The organism is Mesorhizobium robiniae (assembly GCF_040545535.1).
In the GTDB taxonomy this organism is placed as follows: Bacteria; Pseudomonadota; Alphaproteobacteria; order Rhizobiales; family Rhizobiaceae; genus Mesorhizobium; species Mesorhizobium robiniae.
Genome location: NZ_JBEPMC010000019.1, coordinates 67936 through 83704 on the forward strand (window position 1 = coordinate 67936; position 15769 = coordinate 83704).

A 15769-nucleotide genomic window follows, 5' to 3' on the forward strand; every position below is an offset into this window, starting at 1 on the left:
CCGCGGATGCCCCGCCTCACAGACGATCGGTGGCGCAAAACCTCAACAATAGGAATTTCTTGATGATCGACGCCATCCCGCCCCCATCTCCCGGACTACTTGGTCAACGAAAACCACTTGGAGTGGTCGGCGGAATGGGAAGCTTTGCGACTGCTAAATTCTTGGAGATTCTGGCTCGCAAAAGCCGCGTTGAAAGAGACCAGGATCACATCCCGTTTATTTGTCTATCGGTTCCCAATATCCCTGATCGTTCGCAGGCAATTTTAGTCGGCAGCGACGCCCCCTTGCGGCAAATTTTGGAACGCGCGTATTGGCTAGAGAAAGTTGGATGCGGAGCAATCGCTATCCCCTGCAATACTGCACATCTCTGGGCCACAGAGATTAAAAAAGCGCTGTCAGTAAAATTGATTGATATGGTAGAGATAACAAGACAAGCCATAGAGGACTCGCGTGGCAGCGAAGCACGCAACCTTCGCTCAATTTCCATCGGAACGAGCGCGTCAATGCACAACGGGCTTTACGCCGGACAAACTGAGAGCGACTTCGGCAAAGAATTTTATCGCAGCAACCCGAAACTTCAGAAAGACACCATCAAGATCATATCTGACGTCAAGTCAGGCAACATGGCAAATGCACAGGACAATCTAACGAGGCTTGTTCAAGCCGTGCGATCTTTCGAACCTGACAAAATTATTCTTGGTTGCAGTGAACTATCAGCGATCTGCGGTGACCTCGCATACGACAATGATATTGTCGACCCGATTGATATCCTTGCTGACGCCTGCATTGACTGGTGGGTAGCAGAAAGCCAATCACTTCCGGACACGTTGGCCAGCCGATCATAATGTAGAAAAGATGACCGCGTTAGTACTAGGAAATGTTGGCTCCCACGCCATGGCCACAGCAGTTCCCTCGTTGTCTGACAAGTATTTGCAGAATAATGCAGCGGAAGCAAAAAGAATGATATGGCTTGCTAGGGACGACGACATACTTATCACCGCGACGGCGCCTATATCGCAATCATTTCTAAACTATGTTAATACCCTAAAGGGCGGAAGCAACATCGTGTCGCTAACGACTTCAGGGACATCCACCAAGCGTCCGTTGCCGATCTCGAAAAAAGACCTCCAGGCTGGCAGTCTTTTGTCCAAATTTCTGAGTTTGTTGCCTTCGGACCGCGTTTCGTGTTTGGAGCTGTGAATCGGCGTGCAAAATTGGCTCCTACGCAGCGCCGATGACGCGCGCCTGGAGTAGGTCGAGTTTTCCTCGGCCGTACATTTGGCGCTTAACGAGCTTGAGTTTGGAGTTCGGCACCGGCTTTCAAACTGGCCCGCTTCTTGCGACCTCTCCCTATCATGCCTGCCTAGGTATCTCATCCGGGTGAGTTGACTGGGGACGGAGCGCTAGAGGAGCACGATGCGCAAAACAGAAACCTTTTATGATGTCATTCGCCGTCAGGGGATTACCCGACGCAGCTTCATCAAATTCTGTAGCCTGACGGCGGCGAGCCTGGGTTTTGGCCCGGACGCGAAAACGGCGATGGCCGAGGCACTCGAAACCAAGGAACGGGTTCCTGTCATCTGGATGCACGGCCTCGAATGCACCTGCTGCTCGGAGAGCTTCATCCGCTCGGCCCATCCGCTGGTCAAGGACGTGGTCCTTTCGATGATCTCGCTCGATTATGACGACACGATCATGGTCGCAGCCGGCCATCAGGCAGAGGCCATCCTCGAAGAGACCAAGCAGAAATACAAGGGCAAGTACATCCTCGCCGTCGAGGGCAATCCGCCGCTCAATGAGGACGGCATGTTCTGCATCGACGGCGGCCGACCCTTCGTCGAGAAACTCAAATATGTGGCCGAAGACGCCATGGCGATCATCGCCTGGGGCGCCTGCGCCTCCTGGGGCTGCGTCCAGGCCGCAAAGCCCAACCCGACCCAGGCAACGCCGATCGACAAGGTGATCCGCGACAAGCCGATCATCAAGGTCCCGGGCTGTCCGCCGATCGCCGAAGTGATGACCGGCGTCGTCACCTTCATCACCACCTTCGGCCGATTGCCCGAGCTCGATCGGCAGGGCCGGCCGAAGATGTTCTATTCGCAGCGCATCCACGACAAATGCTACCGCCGGCCGCATTTCGACGCCGGCCAGTTCGTCGAGGAATGGGACGACGAGGGAGCACGCAACGGCTACTGTCTCTACAAGATGGGTTGCAGGGGCCCGACCACCTACAATGCCTGCTCGACGGTGCGGTGGAACGGCGGCGTCTCCTTCCCGATCCAGTCCGGTCACGGCTGCATCGGCTGCTCCGAGGATGGGTTCTGGGACAAGGGCAGCTTCTATGACCGCCTGGCCACGATCAACCAGTTCGGCATCGAGGCCAATGCCGACCGGATCGGCATGACGGTAGCCGGCGTCATCGGCGGAGCGATCGCGGCCCACGCCGCGATCACCGCCGTCAAGCGCGTCACCACCAAGCGCGAAAAAACCGACGTTTAAAACTCTGGGCAGGGAACACTTATGTCAATCCAAACGCCCAACGGCTTCACGCTCGACAATTCCGGCAAACGCATCGTGGTCGATCCGGTCACCCGTATCGAAGGCCATATGCGGGTCGAGGTCAATGTCGACGCCAACAACGTCATCCGCAACGCTGTGTCCACTGGCACGATGTGGCGCGGCATCGAAGTCATCCTCAAGAACCGCGATCCGCGCGACGCCTGGGCCTTCACCGAGCGGATCTGCGGCGTCTGCACGGGCGCGCATGCGCTGACCTCCGTGCGCGCGGTCGAGAATGCCCTTGGCATCACCATCCCGGAAAACGCCAATTCGATCCGCAACCTGATGCAGCTTGCGCTGCAGGTGCATGACCACGTGGTGCATTTCTATCACCTGCATGCGCTTGACTGGGTGGACGTCGTCTGCGCGCTCAAGGCCGATCCGAAGGCGACGTCTCAGCTGGCCCAGTCGGTGTCCGACTGGGCGCTCTCCTCGCCCGGCTATTTCAAGGACATCCAGACCCGGCTCAAGAAATTCGTTGAATCCGGCCAACTCGGTCCATTCAAGAACGGCTATTGGGGTAACGCCTCCTATAAGCTGCCGCCGGAAGCCAACCTGATGGCCGTCGCGCACTATCTCGAGGCGCTGGATTTCCAGAAGGAGATCGTCAAGATCCATACGATCTTCGGCGGCAAGAATCCACATCCGAACTGGCTGGTCGGCGGCCTGCCCTGTCCCATCAACATCGATGGAACCGGCGCGGTCGGTGCGATCAACATCGAGCGCCTAAACCATGTGTCGTCGATCATAGACCAGCTGATCGAGTTCAACGAAAAGGTCTATGTGCCCGACGTCATGGCGATCGGCTCATTCTACAGGGACTGGCTCTTTGGCGGCGGCCTTTCGGGCAAGAACGTGCTCGCCTATGGCGATGTGCCGGAACATGCCAACGATTATTCGGAAGCGAGCCTGAAACTGCCGCGCGGCGCAATCATCAACGGTAATCTTGCCGACATTCTGCCGATCGACCTCGCCGATCCGGAGCAAATCCAGGAATTCGTCATCCATTCCTGGTACAAGTATCCGCACGAGGCCAAGGGCCTGCACCCCTGGGATGGCGTCACCGAGCCGCATTACGAACTAGGCCCCAATGCCAAGGGCACCAAGACCAACATCCAGGAACTGGACGAAGGTGGCAAATATTCATGGATCAAGGCGCCGCGCTGGCGCGGACACGCCATGGAGGTAGGCCCCCTCGCCCGCTGGGTCGTCGGCTATGCGCAGGGCAAGCCTGAATTCAAGGAGCCGATCGAGAAGGTGCTGAAAGATCTCGGTCTTCCGATGTCGGCGCTCTTCTCCACGCTCGGCCGCACCGCGGCGCGCGCCCTAGACTCCGAATGGGCGGGCCGCCAGATGCGCTATTTCTTCGACAAGCTGGTCGCCAATATCAAGGCTGGCGACAGCGCGACCGCTTTCGTCGACAAATGGAAACCGCAGACCTGGCCGAAGGAAGTCAAGGGCGTCGGCTTCACCGAAGCGCCGCGCGGCGCGCTCGCCCACTGGATCAAGATCAAGGACGGCAAGATCGACAACTACCAATGCGTCGTGCCGACCACCTGGAACGCCAGCCCTCGCGATCCGAAAGGCGGTATCGGCGCGTTCGAAGCCTCGTTGGTGGATACCCCGATGTCAGATCCCACCCAGCCGCTGGAAATACTCCGGATAATCCATTCCTTCGATCCGTGCCTTGCATGCTCCACGCATGTCATGAGCCCGGACGGGCAGGAAATGGCAAAAGTGCAGATGAGATGAGGAGGGATATGCGATGAGCCTTTTCGACCCGCTTGCAACCTTGGACGCACACGGCGAAAGAGCCGTGGAGCGCCAGAGCGTCTATGTCTACGAGGCGCCGGTGCGTCTCTGGCACTGGATCAACGCCTTCTCCATCCTCACGCTTGCGCTGACCGGCTACTTAATCGGCAGCCCACTGCTGTCGATGCCGGGGGAGGCCAGCGCCAACTTTCTGATGGGATATATCCGCTTCAACCATTTCGCCGCCGGACAGATCCTGGCCATAGCCCTGATCCTGAGAATCTACTGGGTGTTCGTCGGCAATGTCGATGCCCGACAGATCTTCTACGTCCCGGTCTGGAGCGGCCGGTTCTGGAAGGAATGCGTGCATGAAGTGCGCTGGTATGCCTTCCTGATCAGCAAGCCGAAAAAATATGTCGGTCACAAACCGCTTGCCCAGTCCGCCATGTTCCTGATGTTCACGCTGCCGCTGTTGTTCATGGTCATCACCGGCTTTGCGCTCTACAGCGAGGGCACTGGCCGCGACAGCTGGGAATACAGCCTGTTCGGCTGGTTGTTCTCGATCTGGCCGAACAGCCAGGACGTCCACACCTTCCACCATCTCGGCATGTGGGTGATCCTGGTTTTCACAATGGTCCATATCTATGTGGCTGTGCGTGAGGACATCATGAGCCGGCAGAGCATCATCTCGTCGATGATCTCGGGCGATCGCATGTTCAAGGACCTGGAGGACTAGGTGCGCAAACTGTCTTCGACACGGCCCCGGGTGCTGGTCCTCGGCATCGGCAACATCCTGTGGGCCGACGAGGGGTTTGGCGTACGCGTGGTCGAAGCTTTTCACCAATCCTATTCGGTGTCGGATAATGTCACCGTCCTCGACGGCGGGACGCAAGGGCTCTATCTCGTGCAGTTCGTGATGGAAACCGATTATCTCATCGTCTTCGATGCCATCGACTACGGGCTCAGCCCGGGCACGCTGAAGATCGTCGAAAACGACGAAGTGCCGAAATTCACCGGCGCCAGGAAGATGAGCCTGCACCAGACCGGATTCCAGGAAGTGCTGAGCGCCGCCGACCTGCTCGGCCATTATCCGGAAAAGCTGGCGTTGATCGGCTGCCAGCCGGTCGATCTCGAGGATTGGGGCGGGCCGCTGACGGAGCCGGTGAAGGCGGTCATCCCCGAAGCGATCCGGACGGCGGTCGCCATTCTCAAGGGATGGGGCATCGAGGCAAGAGCGCGGAGCGGCGGCATCGTCCCCTCGCTCCTCGGCAACGATCTGGATTTTGACAATTACGAACAGCGCCAGCCGCATTGATCACCTGAGGAGGCTCCCATGAAGTTTCGGAGAATATTGGCTGCATGCGCGGCCCTGGCGTGCCGGGCGTCGCCAATGCCCATACCGGACTTCATGCGGATGGCACGCTTGCCGGTCTCGGCCATCGTTTGAGCGGCCTCCACCATATCCTTGCCGCCGTCGCGGTCGGCTTCCGGCCCGGCACGCTCGGCAACAGGGACAGTTGGATTGTGCCTTCGTCATCGTCATGACGATCGGCGGAGCGATAGGCATCTAGGGCGTCCCGCTGTCGATGGTGGAAACGGGGATTGCCCTCACCGTAGCGGTGCTCGGCCTGCTCGTCGCCTTCGAAGTCAAGGTTCGGGCGCCGGTGGCGGGGATCGTGGGATATGCGCACTCTCCCACGGGTCATGCCCATGGTTCAGAAACGCCTGCCATGTCGCATGCCGCGGGCTATGTCACGGGCTTCCCGGCCGCATGCTGCATGCGGGCGGCATCGCGCTCGCGTCGCTTAGATTTCTGCAAGGCCCGGGCAGAGCGTCTGGCCGGGTTGCCGGAGCTGCCGTCGCCCTAACAGGGGCCGAGCTGCTGGCCGCTTGATATTTCGCTCCCAAGGCGGAGGCCTGCCGTGTGGGCGCTGTCCACACGGTTCCCGATTTCGTAGCTTGAATGACAGAAAAGAGACAACGCCATGTGCATAGGTCTTCCGATGCGGGTCGTCACCGGCGACGAGTGCGTGGCCGAATGCGAGCGTCATGGTACGATTTCTTCCGTGTCGATGATGTTGGTCGGCGCGCAGCTGCCAGGCACATATCTATTGACCCATCTGGGCTCGGCCATTCGCGTCCTTGAGGGTGATGAGGCGCAAGCCATCGATGATGCCCTTGCGGGTCTGGCGGAAGCTGTCGAAGGCCGGCCCTTCGAAGCCTTGTTTGCCGATCTCATCGCCCGCGAGCCGGAATTGCCCGCGCATCTGCGTGAGGGGTGAGAGAATAGTGGCCGCATCTGGAAACCGGGATTCCAGCAATTCGACGCGAGCAACCGAGCTGGAAACTCTCCTTGCAGATCAATGGACCCCCCGGATCTGGCACACCGCTTGCTGGTCAACTCCCAAGAACGTTCTGCAAGCTGATTTCTGGAGGAGACAATGCCCTCTTACCTGGTCCGCGTCTTGCGTGAGCAGATGCGACTGCCCATCGTCGACGAAGCGAGCATCGACACCTTCCTGGCGCCGGCCGCGGACGAAGCGGAACATGCTATCCTGTTTTTCACCGGCGATCCTGCGCTGCGACCTGAAGCCGACGACGTCGCCGTCGTTCTTCCCGAACTCCTACGAGCGTTCCCGGGACGGGTGCGGGGCGCCATCGTGCTCCGCGCCGCCGAAGACAAGCTCAAGCCGCGGTTCAATGTCGTGGTCATGCCAAGCCTCGTTGTCACGCGCGGAGCCCAGCCGCTTGGCGTCATCGGCAAGATCCGCGACTGGTCGGAATATATGGAGAAGATCGGCAACTGGCTATCTGCGGATGCGCCGGTCATGGCGGCATCTGGCGGGTCGAAGGTCGAGATCACCCATGCCGGCAACCAGATCGCCCGATGAAAGCAGGTTTCTGGGTCGCCCCCGAGGGCGCCGATGCGGCGATGACGGTCATGCCGATCGGCGCGGAGCCGCCGCAGAGCGCCCGCAAGCTCAATTATCTCGCGACCAGCAGCGCCGAGGAGATGATCCGCTGCTGTCGCCGGACGGCGATGCTGCTGCCGCAACTCGCCGATGCGCTCGCCGTGCAGAAGGCTGACCAGCCGGGCCGCCTGTTCGACATTACCGATTTTCCGGATGACGAAAGGGAGCTGATCACCCAGACCCTCGGCGAAGGCGAAGTTGCGGGAATTGCCGCGCTGCCGTCCGGCATCCTGGCGCAGATCCAGGAAGCGGTGATGGCCGGCGTCTGGCGCATCCGTTTCACCGACCCGGATGGCCGGCTGCTTGCTGACTATATCGAGGTCGCGTCGATTCCCGCAGCCGTACGTCAGGCCTGTTCGGCACTGCCGGCATCGATTTCCCACGGACCGGCGCCGGCAGGCGCCATGAATGTCATGCCGGTGCTGACCGAGATCGGCGACCGCATCGGCCGCTATAGCGACGGCGATCCTGCTGATATCATCAACTTCTCGCTCTTTCCGATGAGCCCACAGGACATGGGTTTCCTGCAGGCGACGCTCGGCACCGGGCCGGTAAAGTTCACCTCGCGCGGCTATGGCACATGTCGGGTCGTGGCGGCCGGCGTCCGCAACGTCTGGTCGGTGCAGTTCTACAACGCCATGGACACGATCATTCTCGATACGCTGGAGGTTGCCGACATCCCGTCCGTCGTCATCGCTGCCGAAGAGGATTTCAGGGATTCGGAAGCCCGGCTGCGCGACATCGAAGAGGCCTATTTCAAATGACGAGCTTCGAGAACTTCGGCAAGTGCGATCCGGCGTCCGATGACGACAAGATGGAGTGCGGCATCTGCTGGCATGTCTATGATCCCGCGCAAGGCGACCCGGTCTGGCAGAGCCCGCCCGGCGTGCCGTTTTCCGCCCTGCCCAAAGACTGGCGCTGTCCCAACTGTGACGCCCTGCAATCGAAGTTCATGAGGCTCGGCGATGCACGCTGACGCGGCGGAACGCACGGAAATCAATCCGGCCGAGATGTGCTATCGCTACATTCATGCAACCGCCATGCAGGACGTGCCGCGCTGCAATCCCGCCCTCCGCATCAAGGCGACCGGCTTCCGAATTTATGGCGGAAGAGCCCTCGGGATCATTGCGACGCCGTGGTTCATGAACCTGGTGGCGGCAGATATTCCCGGTAGTGTGCAATCGGCTCCGGTTGCCGTAGGAACGACCGTCCGCATCGGTCTCCCCGTAGCCGAGGTCGAGTTCATCGCCGGTGAGCTCGATGCGATCGGCCGGGTCGCTTCCTGCTCGCTGTTTTCGCCGGTCTTCGCGTTTGGGACGATGGAAGCAGCGCTGGAGACCGCGGTGGAGGCCGTCCGCGCCTTCTTCGACCCGGCTGCACTTACGCCGGCGTCGGTCCCGTCGACCAATGTCAAACGCCGCGACCTGCTGAGGGGGAATTTCCGCAAGCAGCAGGAGTTGGCGCAATGACCTTCGGTGCGGGCTCGATCCGGATCGACGTGACGGTGTCGCGGGCGCTGGCCTGTTGCGTGGAGATAAAGTCCAACCGCCCGCAGGGACTGGCACGCCTGTTCGTCGGCCGCCGCCCCGAAGAGGCGCCAGTGCTTGCTGGTCAGGTTTTTTCGCTCTGTGGTGTTGCGCAATCGGTGGCAGCGCGGCTTGCGGTGCTGAATGCGGCTGACCGGCCGATGCGCGGCGAGGAGCGGTTCGCTGCCACCGCCAAATTGCTTGCGGAGCGTATCTTCGAGACATTGAGAGCACTGATCCTGCACTGGCCTTTGCCGCTACCCGCCGGCATCGTCGCCTTGGCAGGCAAATATCTGCGCGAGGCGCTGGCCGCTGCGCAGGCGATTATTGCTGGTGCGAAGGCAAAGATCGCCAATTGCGCATTCGTGGCCGAACCAGCGGCGCGGCTTTCCGCTGCGGCTGCCGCCCTTGGCATTCCCGACGGTGAAGGCAAGCCGCCGTGGGATACGGCCTACGCAGCAATCCTCGGCGATATCGAACGTGACCGGATTTTCGCCAGCCGGCGGCCCGACCCGCTGACGGTTGCGGACGATGCAGAGGTTATCGCTCATCTCAGCCATGAGGCGGATTATGCCAGCCTGCCGTATCTAGCCGGCCGGGTGACCGAGACCGGGGCCTATGCCCGGCTGAGCCGCATGCCCGAAGGCCCGCATCTGGCCGAGCGCTTCCTGGCGCGCATTCACGACGTTGGCCTTTGCCTGCAGCAGCTCTCTAATCTCGACCAGCAGGACACGGATGCGTGTTCCTCTCTGATGGGCGGCGGACCGACGCCCGGCGCCGGGGGCTATGGTGCCGTGGAGTGCGCGCGCGGCAGGCTCTACCACCTGGCCGAGATCGGCATGGACGGGCATCTTTGCGCCTACCGCATACTCGCTCCGACCGAATGGAATTTTCATCCGGCAGGTCCATTCGTCGAAACCCTGCTGTCATCGCGGATCGGCGTGGGAGAGTCGGCCGCCCGGTCGGTATCCAGGCTGGCCACGTTGTTTGATCCCTGCGTGCCGTTCGAGATCGGCGTTCACGAGGCTGCCCATGCATGAGATGTCGTTGATGGAGAGTGTGATCGAGATCGTCTGCGAGACGGCGCGGCAGAACGGCGCGAGCACGGTCAAGTCCGTTCGTCTTGATGTCGGAGTCTTGAGCCATGTCAGTCCGGATGCGCTGGTGTTCTGCTACGAAGCGGTGCGGCATGGCACGATCGCGGAAAACGCGGCACTTGAGATCAATCGCATCGCTGGCGAAGGCTGGTGCCTCGATTGCACAAAGACGGTGGCGCTCGAGGAGCGGTTCGGAGCCTGTCCGGACTGCGGCCGGCTTCGGGTGCAGATGACGGCGGGCGACGAATTGAAGATCAAGGACATGGAGGTCATCTGAATGTGTACGGTATGCGGCTGCGCAACGGCAGTGATTGGAGGTGACAAAAGCAGGGCCGAGGCTCCTGGCCATGCCGGCGCGCATAGTCACGATCAGGATCATCACCACCATCATCACGATCATGATGCCCACCATTTCCCGGATCAGCATGACCACCACCACGCAGAGGACGGCAGCGTCCACTGCGGCAAGGGCATTGCCGGCGTGCATGTGCCGGGCATGAGCCAGGATCGGATTATCCAGGTGGAAAAGGATATTCTCTCCAAGAACGACGGCTATGCCGCAGAAAATCGGGCCTTCTTCCTGCAGAACGGTATTTTCGCGTTGAATATCGTCTCGAGCCCCGGCTCCGGAAAGACGAGCCTTTTGGTCCGCGCCATCCGCGAACTCAGGGATCGTGTGGTGATCAATGTCATCGAGGGTGACCAGCAGACGTCCAACGACGCCGCCCGCATCCGCGAAACCGGCGCCCGCGCCATCCAGATCAATACTGGCAAGGGCTGCCACCTAGATGCCCACATGGTTGGCCACGCGAGGCAAGACCTGGCGCCTGAGCCGGGCTCGATCCTGCTCATCGAGAATGTCGGCAACCTGGTTTGTCCGGCGGCCTTCGATCTCGGCGAGGCCCACAAGGTGGTGGTGCTGTCGGTTACCGAAGGCGAAGACAAGCCGCTCAAATATCCTGACATCTTTGCCGCCTCCGATCTGATGATCCTCAACAAGTCGGACCTGCTTCCGCATCTCGATTTCAATGTCGGGCTCTGCATCGCCAATGCGCTGCGCGTCAATCCGCGGCTGCGGACGCTGGTCGTCTCCGCCCGCAGCGGTCAAGGCATGGAGTCCTTCTGCGCGTGGCTGGAGGCCTCGGCCGCAACGCTGGCGAGGCGCGCCAAGGTGGCCTGACCATGGCACGCGGCCAGGCATCGGCAGTAGAGGATCCGGTCCAGCGGCTGCGGCTGCGGGTGCGCGGTTGCGTGCAGGGCGTCGGTTTCCGTCCGTTCGTCTACCGGCTGGCGCGGACGATGAGCCTGACGGGCTTCGTGCTTAACGACAGCGCCGGCGTGCTGATCGAGGTCGAAGGCACTTGTGCAGGCCGGTTCGCCGAAGCTGTGCGCATGCAGGCGCCGCCCTTGGCACGAATAGACTCCGTCGACGTGCTGGAGATGGACGCAGCCGGCGGAGAACTCTTCAAGATACTTGAAAGCGTCGGCGGACACGGCGCGACGCGCATCGGCGCCGATGCCGCAACTTGCGCCGAATGCCGGCGGGAGCTGACCGATCCGCAGAGCCGCTTCTTCGGCTATCCCTTCGTCAATTGCACCCATTGTGGCCCGCGCTTCACCATCACCGGCGCCCTGCCCTATGACCGTCGGCAGACCTCGATGGCCGCCTTTCCGATGTGTCCGTCCTGCCGCGCCGACTATGCCGACCCCGAAAGCCGGCGCTTCCATGCACAACCCGTCGCCTGTCCGGCCTGCGGTCCGCAACTCAGTCACCCCGTCGGGGAGATTGCTGCACGGTTGCTGAAAGGCAAAATCGTCGCGCTCAAGGGGATAGGCGGCTTCCACCTGCTGTGCGATGCGCGCAACGATGCCGCCATCCGCCTTCTCAGGTTGCGTAAGGCGCGCCACCAAAAGCCGTTGGCCGTCATGGTGCGGGATATCGAGGCGGCGCGGCTTCTTGCGGATCTGACGGGGGTCGAAGAAGCGCTGCTCATGTCCGCCGCCGGCCCGATCGTGCTGGTGAAGGGTCTTGATGGGCTTTCCAACCTCATCGCACCCGGACTCAAGCGGATTGGCCTGATGCTTGCCCATTCGCCGCTGCATCATCTGCTGTTTGACGCACTTGCCCAGCGTCCGCAAGATGGCCCCGCCGCGCTGATCGCAACCAGCGCCAATCCGGGCGGCGAACCGGTGGTGGCCAGCAATGACGATGCCAAACGCCGGCTTGCCGGGATTGCCGATCTCATCGTCACGCACAATCGCGATATCGCCGTTCGCGCCGACGATTCGGTCATGCAGGTGATCGATGGTGCTCCAAGTTTCCTGAGGCGGGCACGCGGTTTCGTGCCGGAGCCTCTCGATCTCGGCGAGGACGGTCCGTGCGTGATCGCCACCGGCGCCGATCTCAAGAACACGGTCTGCATCACGCGCGGCCGGGAGGCGTTCCTGTCGCAGCATATCGGCGGCCTCGACAATACCGAAGCGATCCGCTTCCAGCAGGAGACGGTCGCGCATCTTAGTTCCATTCTCGATATCAGGCCGGACCATGCCGCCTGCGATCTGCATCCCGATTTCCGGTCAGTGCGGATGGCTGAGAGCCTGGGCCTGCCGCTCGTTGCGGTCCAGCACCACCTTGCCCATATTGCCGCTGTCGTCGTCGAGCATCACGTCACCGGACCGGTTCTCGGGTTGGCGCTCGACGGGCATGGTTATGGCGCCGATGGCGGCAGCTGGGGCGGCGAGATGCTGATGGTCGACGGATACCGCTGGCATCGGCTGGGATCGCTTTCGCCCCTGCCGCTGCCGGGCGGCGATCGTGCTGCGCGCGAACCCTGGCGCATGGGGGTCGCCGCGCTGCGGGCCGCTGGCCGCATCGATCTTGCGCCAAAGCTCTGGCCGGGACATCCCGGCGTCGCGCATCTCGAAGCCATGTTCGCGTGTGGCATGCAGCCGAGCCGGACGTCGAGCCTGGGAAGGCTCTTCGATGCGGCAGCTGCGGTCAGCGGAGTGCGCCTCGTGCAGAGCTACGAGGGACAGGCGGCGATGGAGTTCGAGGCTCTGGCTGAGAGCCCGCGCTGTCTTCCCGAAGGCTACAGAATTGTCGACGACACGCTCGATTTCCGGCCGCTGATCGTTCATCTGGCCGAGCGGCAGCTTTGCGGCGTCAGCGCCTCCAACCTGTTCCATGGCACGCTGATCGCCGGTCTTGCCGATTGGGCGGCGTGCGGGGCCTCGCAAGCCGGCACGAGCAAGATCATGCTCGGCGGCGGCTGCATCATGAACAGCGTCCTCGCTGAAGGCCTTGCGAACGCCTTGCGCAATCTTGGCCTGGAGCCACTTTTGCCGCGGATGATTCCCGCCAATGACGGCGGCATTGCGCTTGGCCAGGCCGCCTTCGCAAGGCAGGTCATCAACAACGATAGAGGCCAGGTGGACAACCCGAAATGTGCCTAGCCATACCGGTCAAGGTAAAGGACGTGCTGCCAGACAACATGGCGAAGGTGACGCTCGACGGCGTCTCGAAGATCATTTCGACCGCGCTTGTCGAGGACGTCAAGGCGGGCGACTATGTCGTGCTGCATGTCGGCTACGCCCTGGGCAAGATCGATCCGCAAGAGGCGGAAAGGACACTGGCCCTGATCCGCGAAGCTGCCTTGGCATGAAATATATCGACGAACATCGCGACGGCAGGCTCGCCAAGGAAATCGCCCGCCAAATCGCCGCGCTTGCCGATCCGGCGCGTTCCTATCATTTCATGGAATTCTGCGGCGGCCACACGCATGCGATTTCCCGCTATGGCCTTGAAGACCTTCTGCCGCAAAATGTGCAGATGATCCATGGTCCTGGCTGTCCCGTCTGCGTGCTGCCGATCGGCCGCATCGATGCGGCAATCGCGCTTGCCATGCGGCCGGAGATCACGCTTTGCACCTATGGTGACCTGATGCGCGTGCCGGGCTCGAACGAATCGAGCCTGCTCAAGGCCAGGGCCGCCGGCGCCGATATCCGCATGGTCTATTCGACACTGGATGCGCTACGGATCGCCGAAGCCGAGCCGGATCGGGAAGTGGTGTTCTTCGCCATCGGCTTCGAAACCACGACGCCGCCGACGGCGCTGGCGCTCAGGGTCGCGATTGCCAAGGAGCTCAGGAATTTCTCGATCTTCTGCAACCACGTGCTGACACCGGCGGCGATCCAGAATATTCTCGAAAGCCCGGATGTCCGCAAACTGGGCACGGTCAAGATCGACGGTTTCATCGGCCCTGCCCATGTCAGCATCGTGATCGGCACCGAGCCCTACGAATTTTTCGCCGAGGAATTCCAGAAACCGGTCGTGGTGGCGGGTTTCGAACCGCTCGATGTCATCCAGGCGATCCTGATGCTGGTCCGGCAGGTGAACGACGGCCGCCATGAGGTCGAGAACCAGTATATCCGCGCCGTCACGAGGTTCGGCAACGAGAAGGCGCAGGCCCAGGTCGCCAATTTCTTCGAACTTCGCGAGAGCTTCGAATGGCGCGGGCTCGGCGAAGTGCCTTATGGCGCGCTGCGGCTCAGGCCGCAATATGCCGAACACGACGCGGAAAAGCGCTTCTCGATGGTGACGCCGGCCGCGAAGGACGACCCGGCCTGCGAATGCGGCGCTATCCTGCGCGGCGTCAAGAAGCCGGCCAACTGCAGTTTGTTCGGCACCGTTTGCACGCCGGACACGCCGATGGGATCCTGCATGGTCTCTCCCGAGGGTGCCTGTGCCGCCCGTTGGACCTACGGCCGCTTGCGCGAGCATGCCAAAGCCTTTGAATGAAGGTCAGTCAAACGACGTTATGATAAAAGCCAACAGGCGCAAGCTCGACCTCAAAAATGGCCGCGTCGACCTGTCCCATGGGGCTGGTGGCCGCGCCATGGGCCAATTGATCGAGGACATATTCCACAAGGCTTTCGACAATGAATGGTTGCGGGCCGGCAACGACCAGTCGGCCTTCATGGTGCCGGGCGGCCGCATGGTGATGACCACCGACGGCTACGTTGTTTCGCCGCTGTTTTTCCCGGGCGGCAATATCGGCTCGCTAGCCGTGTACGGCACGATCAACGATATTGCGATGGCGGGCGCGGTGCCGCTTTATCTTTCGGCGAGCTTCATCATCGAGGAAGGCTTTCCGCTAACCGATCTCGACCGCATCGCCCAAACCATGGGTGACGCGTCGCGCGAGACGGGCGTGCCGATCATCACCGGCGATACGAAAGTGGTCGAACGCGACAAGGCCGACGGCGTGTTCATCTCCACCGCCGGCGTCGGCATGGTTCCGGCCGGGCTCGATCTCCGCTCCGATGCTGCCCGTCCGGGCGATGTGGTTATCGTGTCCGGCTCGATCGGCGATCACGGCGTCGCGGTGATGTCGAAGCGAGAGAACCTCGAATTCGACACAGGTATCGTCTCGGATTCCGCCGCACTGCATGGTCTGGTGGCCGGCATGGTCGAGGCTGCCGGAGCCGCGATCAGGCTGATGCGCGATCCGACCCGCGGCGGCCTTGCAGCGACGCTGAACGAGATCGCCAATGCGTCGAAGGTTGGTTTTCGTATCGATGAGGAGGCCATTCCGATCAAGCCCGAGGTGGCTGCGGCCTGCGAATTCCTCGGCCTCGATCCGCTGAATGTCGCCAACGAGGGCAAGCTCGTCGCAGTCGTGGCGCCCGAAGCCGCTGATGCAATGCTCGCCGTCATGCGGGCTCACCCGCTTGGCAGGGAAGCGGCGCTGGTCGGCCATGTCGTGGCGGACGACGATTGCTTCGTGCAAATGGCAACGTCATTCGGCGGCGGACGCATCGTTGACTGGCTGTCCGGCGAACAGCTTCCCAGAATCTGCTGAGG

The 15769-nt window shown here is 61.6% G+C and carries 20 protein-coding genes; all 20 read left to right on the plus strand.

Translation table 11 applies throughout. The features are described 5' to 3' along the window. The first annotated feature begins 62 nt into the window (after positions 1–62). The gene (locus ABID19_RS32625; RefSeq protein ID WP_263806778.1) at positions 63–845 is read left to right on the plus strand and encodes an aspartate/glutamate racemase family protein; all 783 of its coding nucleotides are present in this window, start codon (positions 63–65) and stop codon (positions 843–845) included. Between the two features lie 115 nt (positions 846–960). Next, on the plus strand, positions 961–1200 hold the full coding sequence (locus tag ABID19_RS32630) for a hypothetical protein (protein ID WP_354494719.1): 240 nt from the start codon (positions 961–963) through the stop codon (positions 1198–1200). A 216-nt stretch (positions 1201–1416) separates the two neighbouring features. Continuing rightward, positions 1417–2499: a hydrogenase small subunit gene (locus ABID19_RS32635; RefSeq protein WP_065518353.1), complete on the plus strand. Its 1083-nt coding sequence runs from the start codon at positions 1417–1419 to the stop codon at positions 2497–2499. Positions 2500–2520: 21 nt separating this feature from the next. Continuing rightward, positions 2521–4311, plus strand: coding sequence for a nickel-dependent hydrogenase large subunit (locus ABID19_RS32640; RefSeq protein WP_006205723.1), 1791 nt, complete (start codon positions 2521–2523; stop codon positions 4309–4311). Between the two features lie 13 nt (positions 4312–4324). Continuing rightward, entirely contained in the window at positions 4325–5047 is a 723-nt protein-coding gene (gene cybH, locus ABID19_RS32645; RefSeq protein ID WP_263806777.1) for a Ni/Fe-hydrogenase, b-type cytochrome subunit, read from the plus strand. Beyond that, complete coding sequence (locus ABID19_RS32650) at positions 5048–5626, plus strand: HyaD/HybD family hydrogenase maturation endopeptidase (protein ID WP_263806776.1); 579 nt, start codon at positions 5048–5050, stop codon at positions 5624–5626. Positions 5627–5670: 44 nt separating this feature from the next. Then, positions 5671–5856 (plus strand): HupE/UreJ family protein, encoded by a 186-nt coding sequence (locus tag ABID19_RS32655; protein ID WP_263806775.1) that lies wholly within the window; start codon positions 5671–5673, stop codon positions 5854–5856. Positions 5857–5891: 35 nt separating this feature from the next. Continuing rightward, entirely contained in the window at positions 5892–6179 is a 288-nt protein-coding gene (locus ABID19_RS32660) for a HupE/UreJ family protein (RefSeq protein ID WP_354494721.1), read from the plus strand. Between the two features lie 117 nt (positions 6180–6296). Next, positions 6297–6593 carry a HypC/HybG/HupF family hydrogenase formation chaperone gene (gene hypC, locus ABID19_RS32665; protein WP_263806773.1) on the plus strand — a complete coding sequence of 99 codons (297 nt, stop codon included), beginning with the start codon at positions 6297–6299 and terminating at the stop codon, positions 6591–6593. Positions 6594–6752: 159 nt separating this feature from the next. Then, entirely contained in the window at positions 6753–7202 is a 450-nt protein-coding gene (locus ABID19_RS32670; RefSeq protein ID WP_263806772.1) for a thioredoxin domain-containing protein, read from the plus strand. Then, positions 7199–8047 (plus strand): hydrogenase expression/formation protein, encoded by an 849-nt coding sequence (locus tag ABID19_RS32675; RefSeq protein ID WP_263806771.1) that lies wholly within the window; start codon positions 7199–7201, stop codon positions 8045–8047. Before ABID19_RS32670 ends, ABID19_RS32675 begins: the two co-directional genes overlap by 4 nt. Then, positions 8044–8259, plus strand: a complete 216-nt coding sequence (locus ABID19_RS32680) for a rubredoxin (protein WP_263806770.1) — start codon at positions 8044–8046, stop codon at positions 8257–8259. Before ABID19_RS32675 ends, ABID19_RS32680 begins: the two co-directional genes overlap by 4 nt. After that, positions 8249–8752: a [NiFe]-hydrogenase assembly chaperone HybE gene (hybE, locus tag ABID19_RS32685; protein ID WP_263806769.1), complete on the plus strand. Its 504-nt coding sequence runs from the start codon at positions 8249–8251 to the stop codon at positions 8750–8752. The genes ABID19_RS32680 and hybE overlap by 11 nt, the downstream gene beginning before the upstream one ends. Then, positions 8749–9849, plus strand: coding sequence for a hydrogenase assembly protein HupF (locus tag ABID19_RS32690; RefSeq protein WP_263806768.1), 1101 nt, complete (start codon positions 8749–8751; stop codon positions 9847–9849). Before hybE ends, ABID19_RS32690 begins: the two co-directional genes overlap by 4 nt. After that, entirely contained in the window at positions 9842–10183 is a 342-nt protein-coding gene (gene hypA / locus ABID19_RS32695) for a hydrogenase maturation nickel metallochaperone HypA (protein ID WP_263806767.1), read from the plus strand. The genes ABID19_RS32690 and hypA overlap by 8 nt, the downstream gene beginning before the upstream one ends. Beyond that, positions 10184–11086, plus strand: a complete 903-nt coding sequence (gene hypB / locus ABID19_RS32700) for a hydrogenase nickel incorporation protein HypB (protein ID WP_263806766.1) — start codon at positions 10184–10186, stop codon at positions 11084–11086. A 2-nt stretch (positions 11087–11088) separates the two neighbouring features. Continuing rightward, positions 11089–13359, plus strand: a complete 2271-nt coding sequence (gene hypF, locus ABID19_RS32705) for a carbamoyltransferase HypF (RefSeq protein ID WP_263806811.1) — start codon at positions 11089–11091, stop codon at positions 13357–13359. Beyond that, positions 13350–13568 (plus strand): HypC/HybG/HupF family hydrogenase formation chaperone, encoded by a 219-nt coding sequence (locus ABID19_RS32710; protein WP_006205709.1) that lies wholly within the window; start codon positions 13350–13352, stop codon positions 13566–13568. The genes hypF and ABID19_RS32710 overlap by 10 nt, the downstream gene beginning before the upstream one ends. Further along, positions 13565–14704: a hydrogenase formation protein HypD gene (hypD, locus tag ABID19_RS32715; protein ID WP_263806765.1), complete on the plus strand. Its 1140-nt coding sequence runs from the start codon at positions 13565–13567 to the stop codon at positions 14702–14704. Before ABID19_RS32710 ends, hypD begins: the two co-directional genes overlap by 4 nt. After that, on the plus strand, positions 14685–15767 hold the full coding sequence (gene hypE, locus ABID19_RS32720; RefSeq protein ID WP_318528299.1) for a hydrogenase expression/formation protein HypE: 1083 nt from the start codon (positions 14685–14687) through the stop codon (positions 15765–15767). Before hypD ends, hypE begins: the two co-directional genes overlap by 20 nt. The last annotated feature ends 2 nt before the right edge of the window (positions 15768–15769 follow it).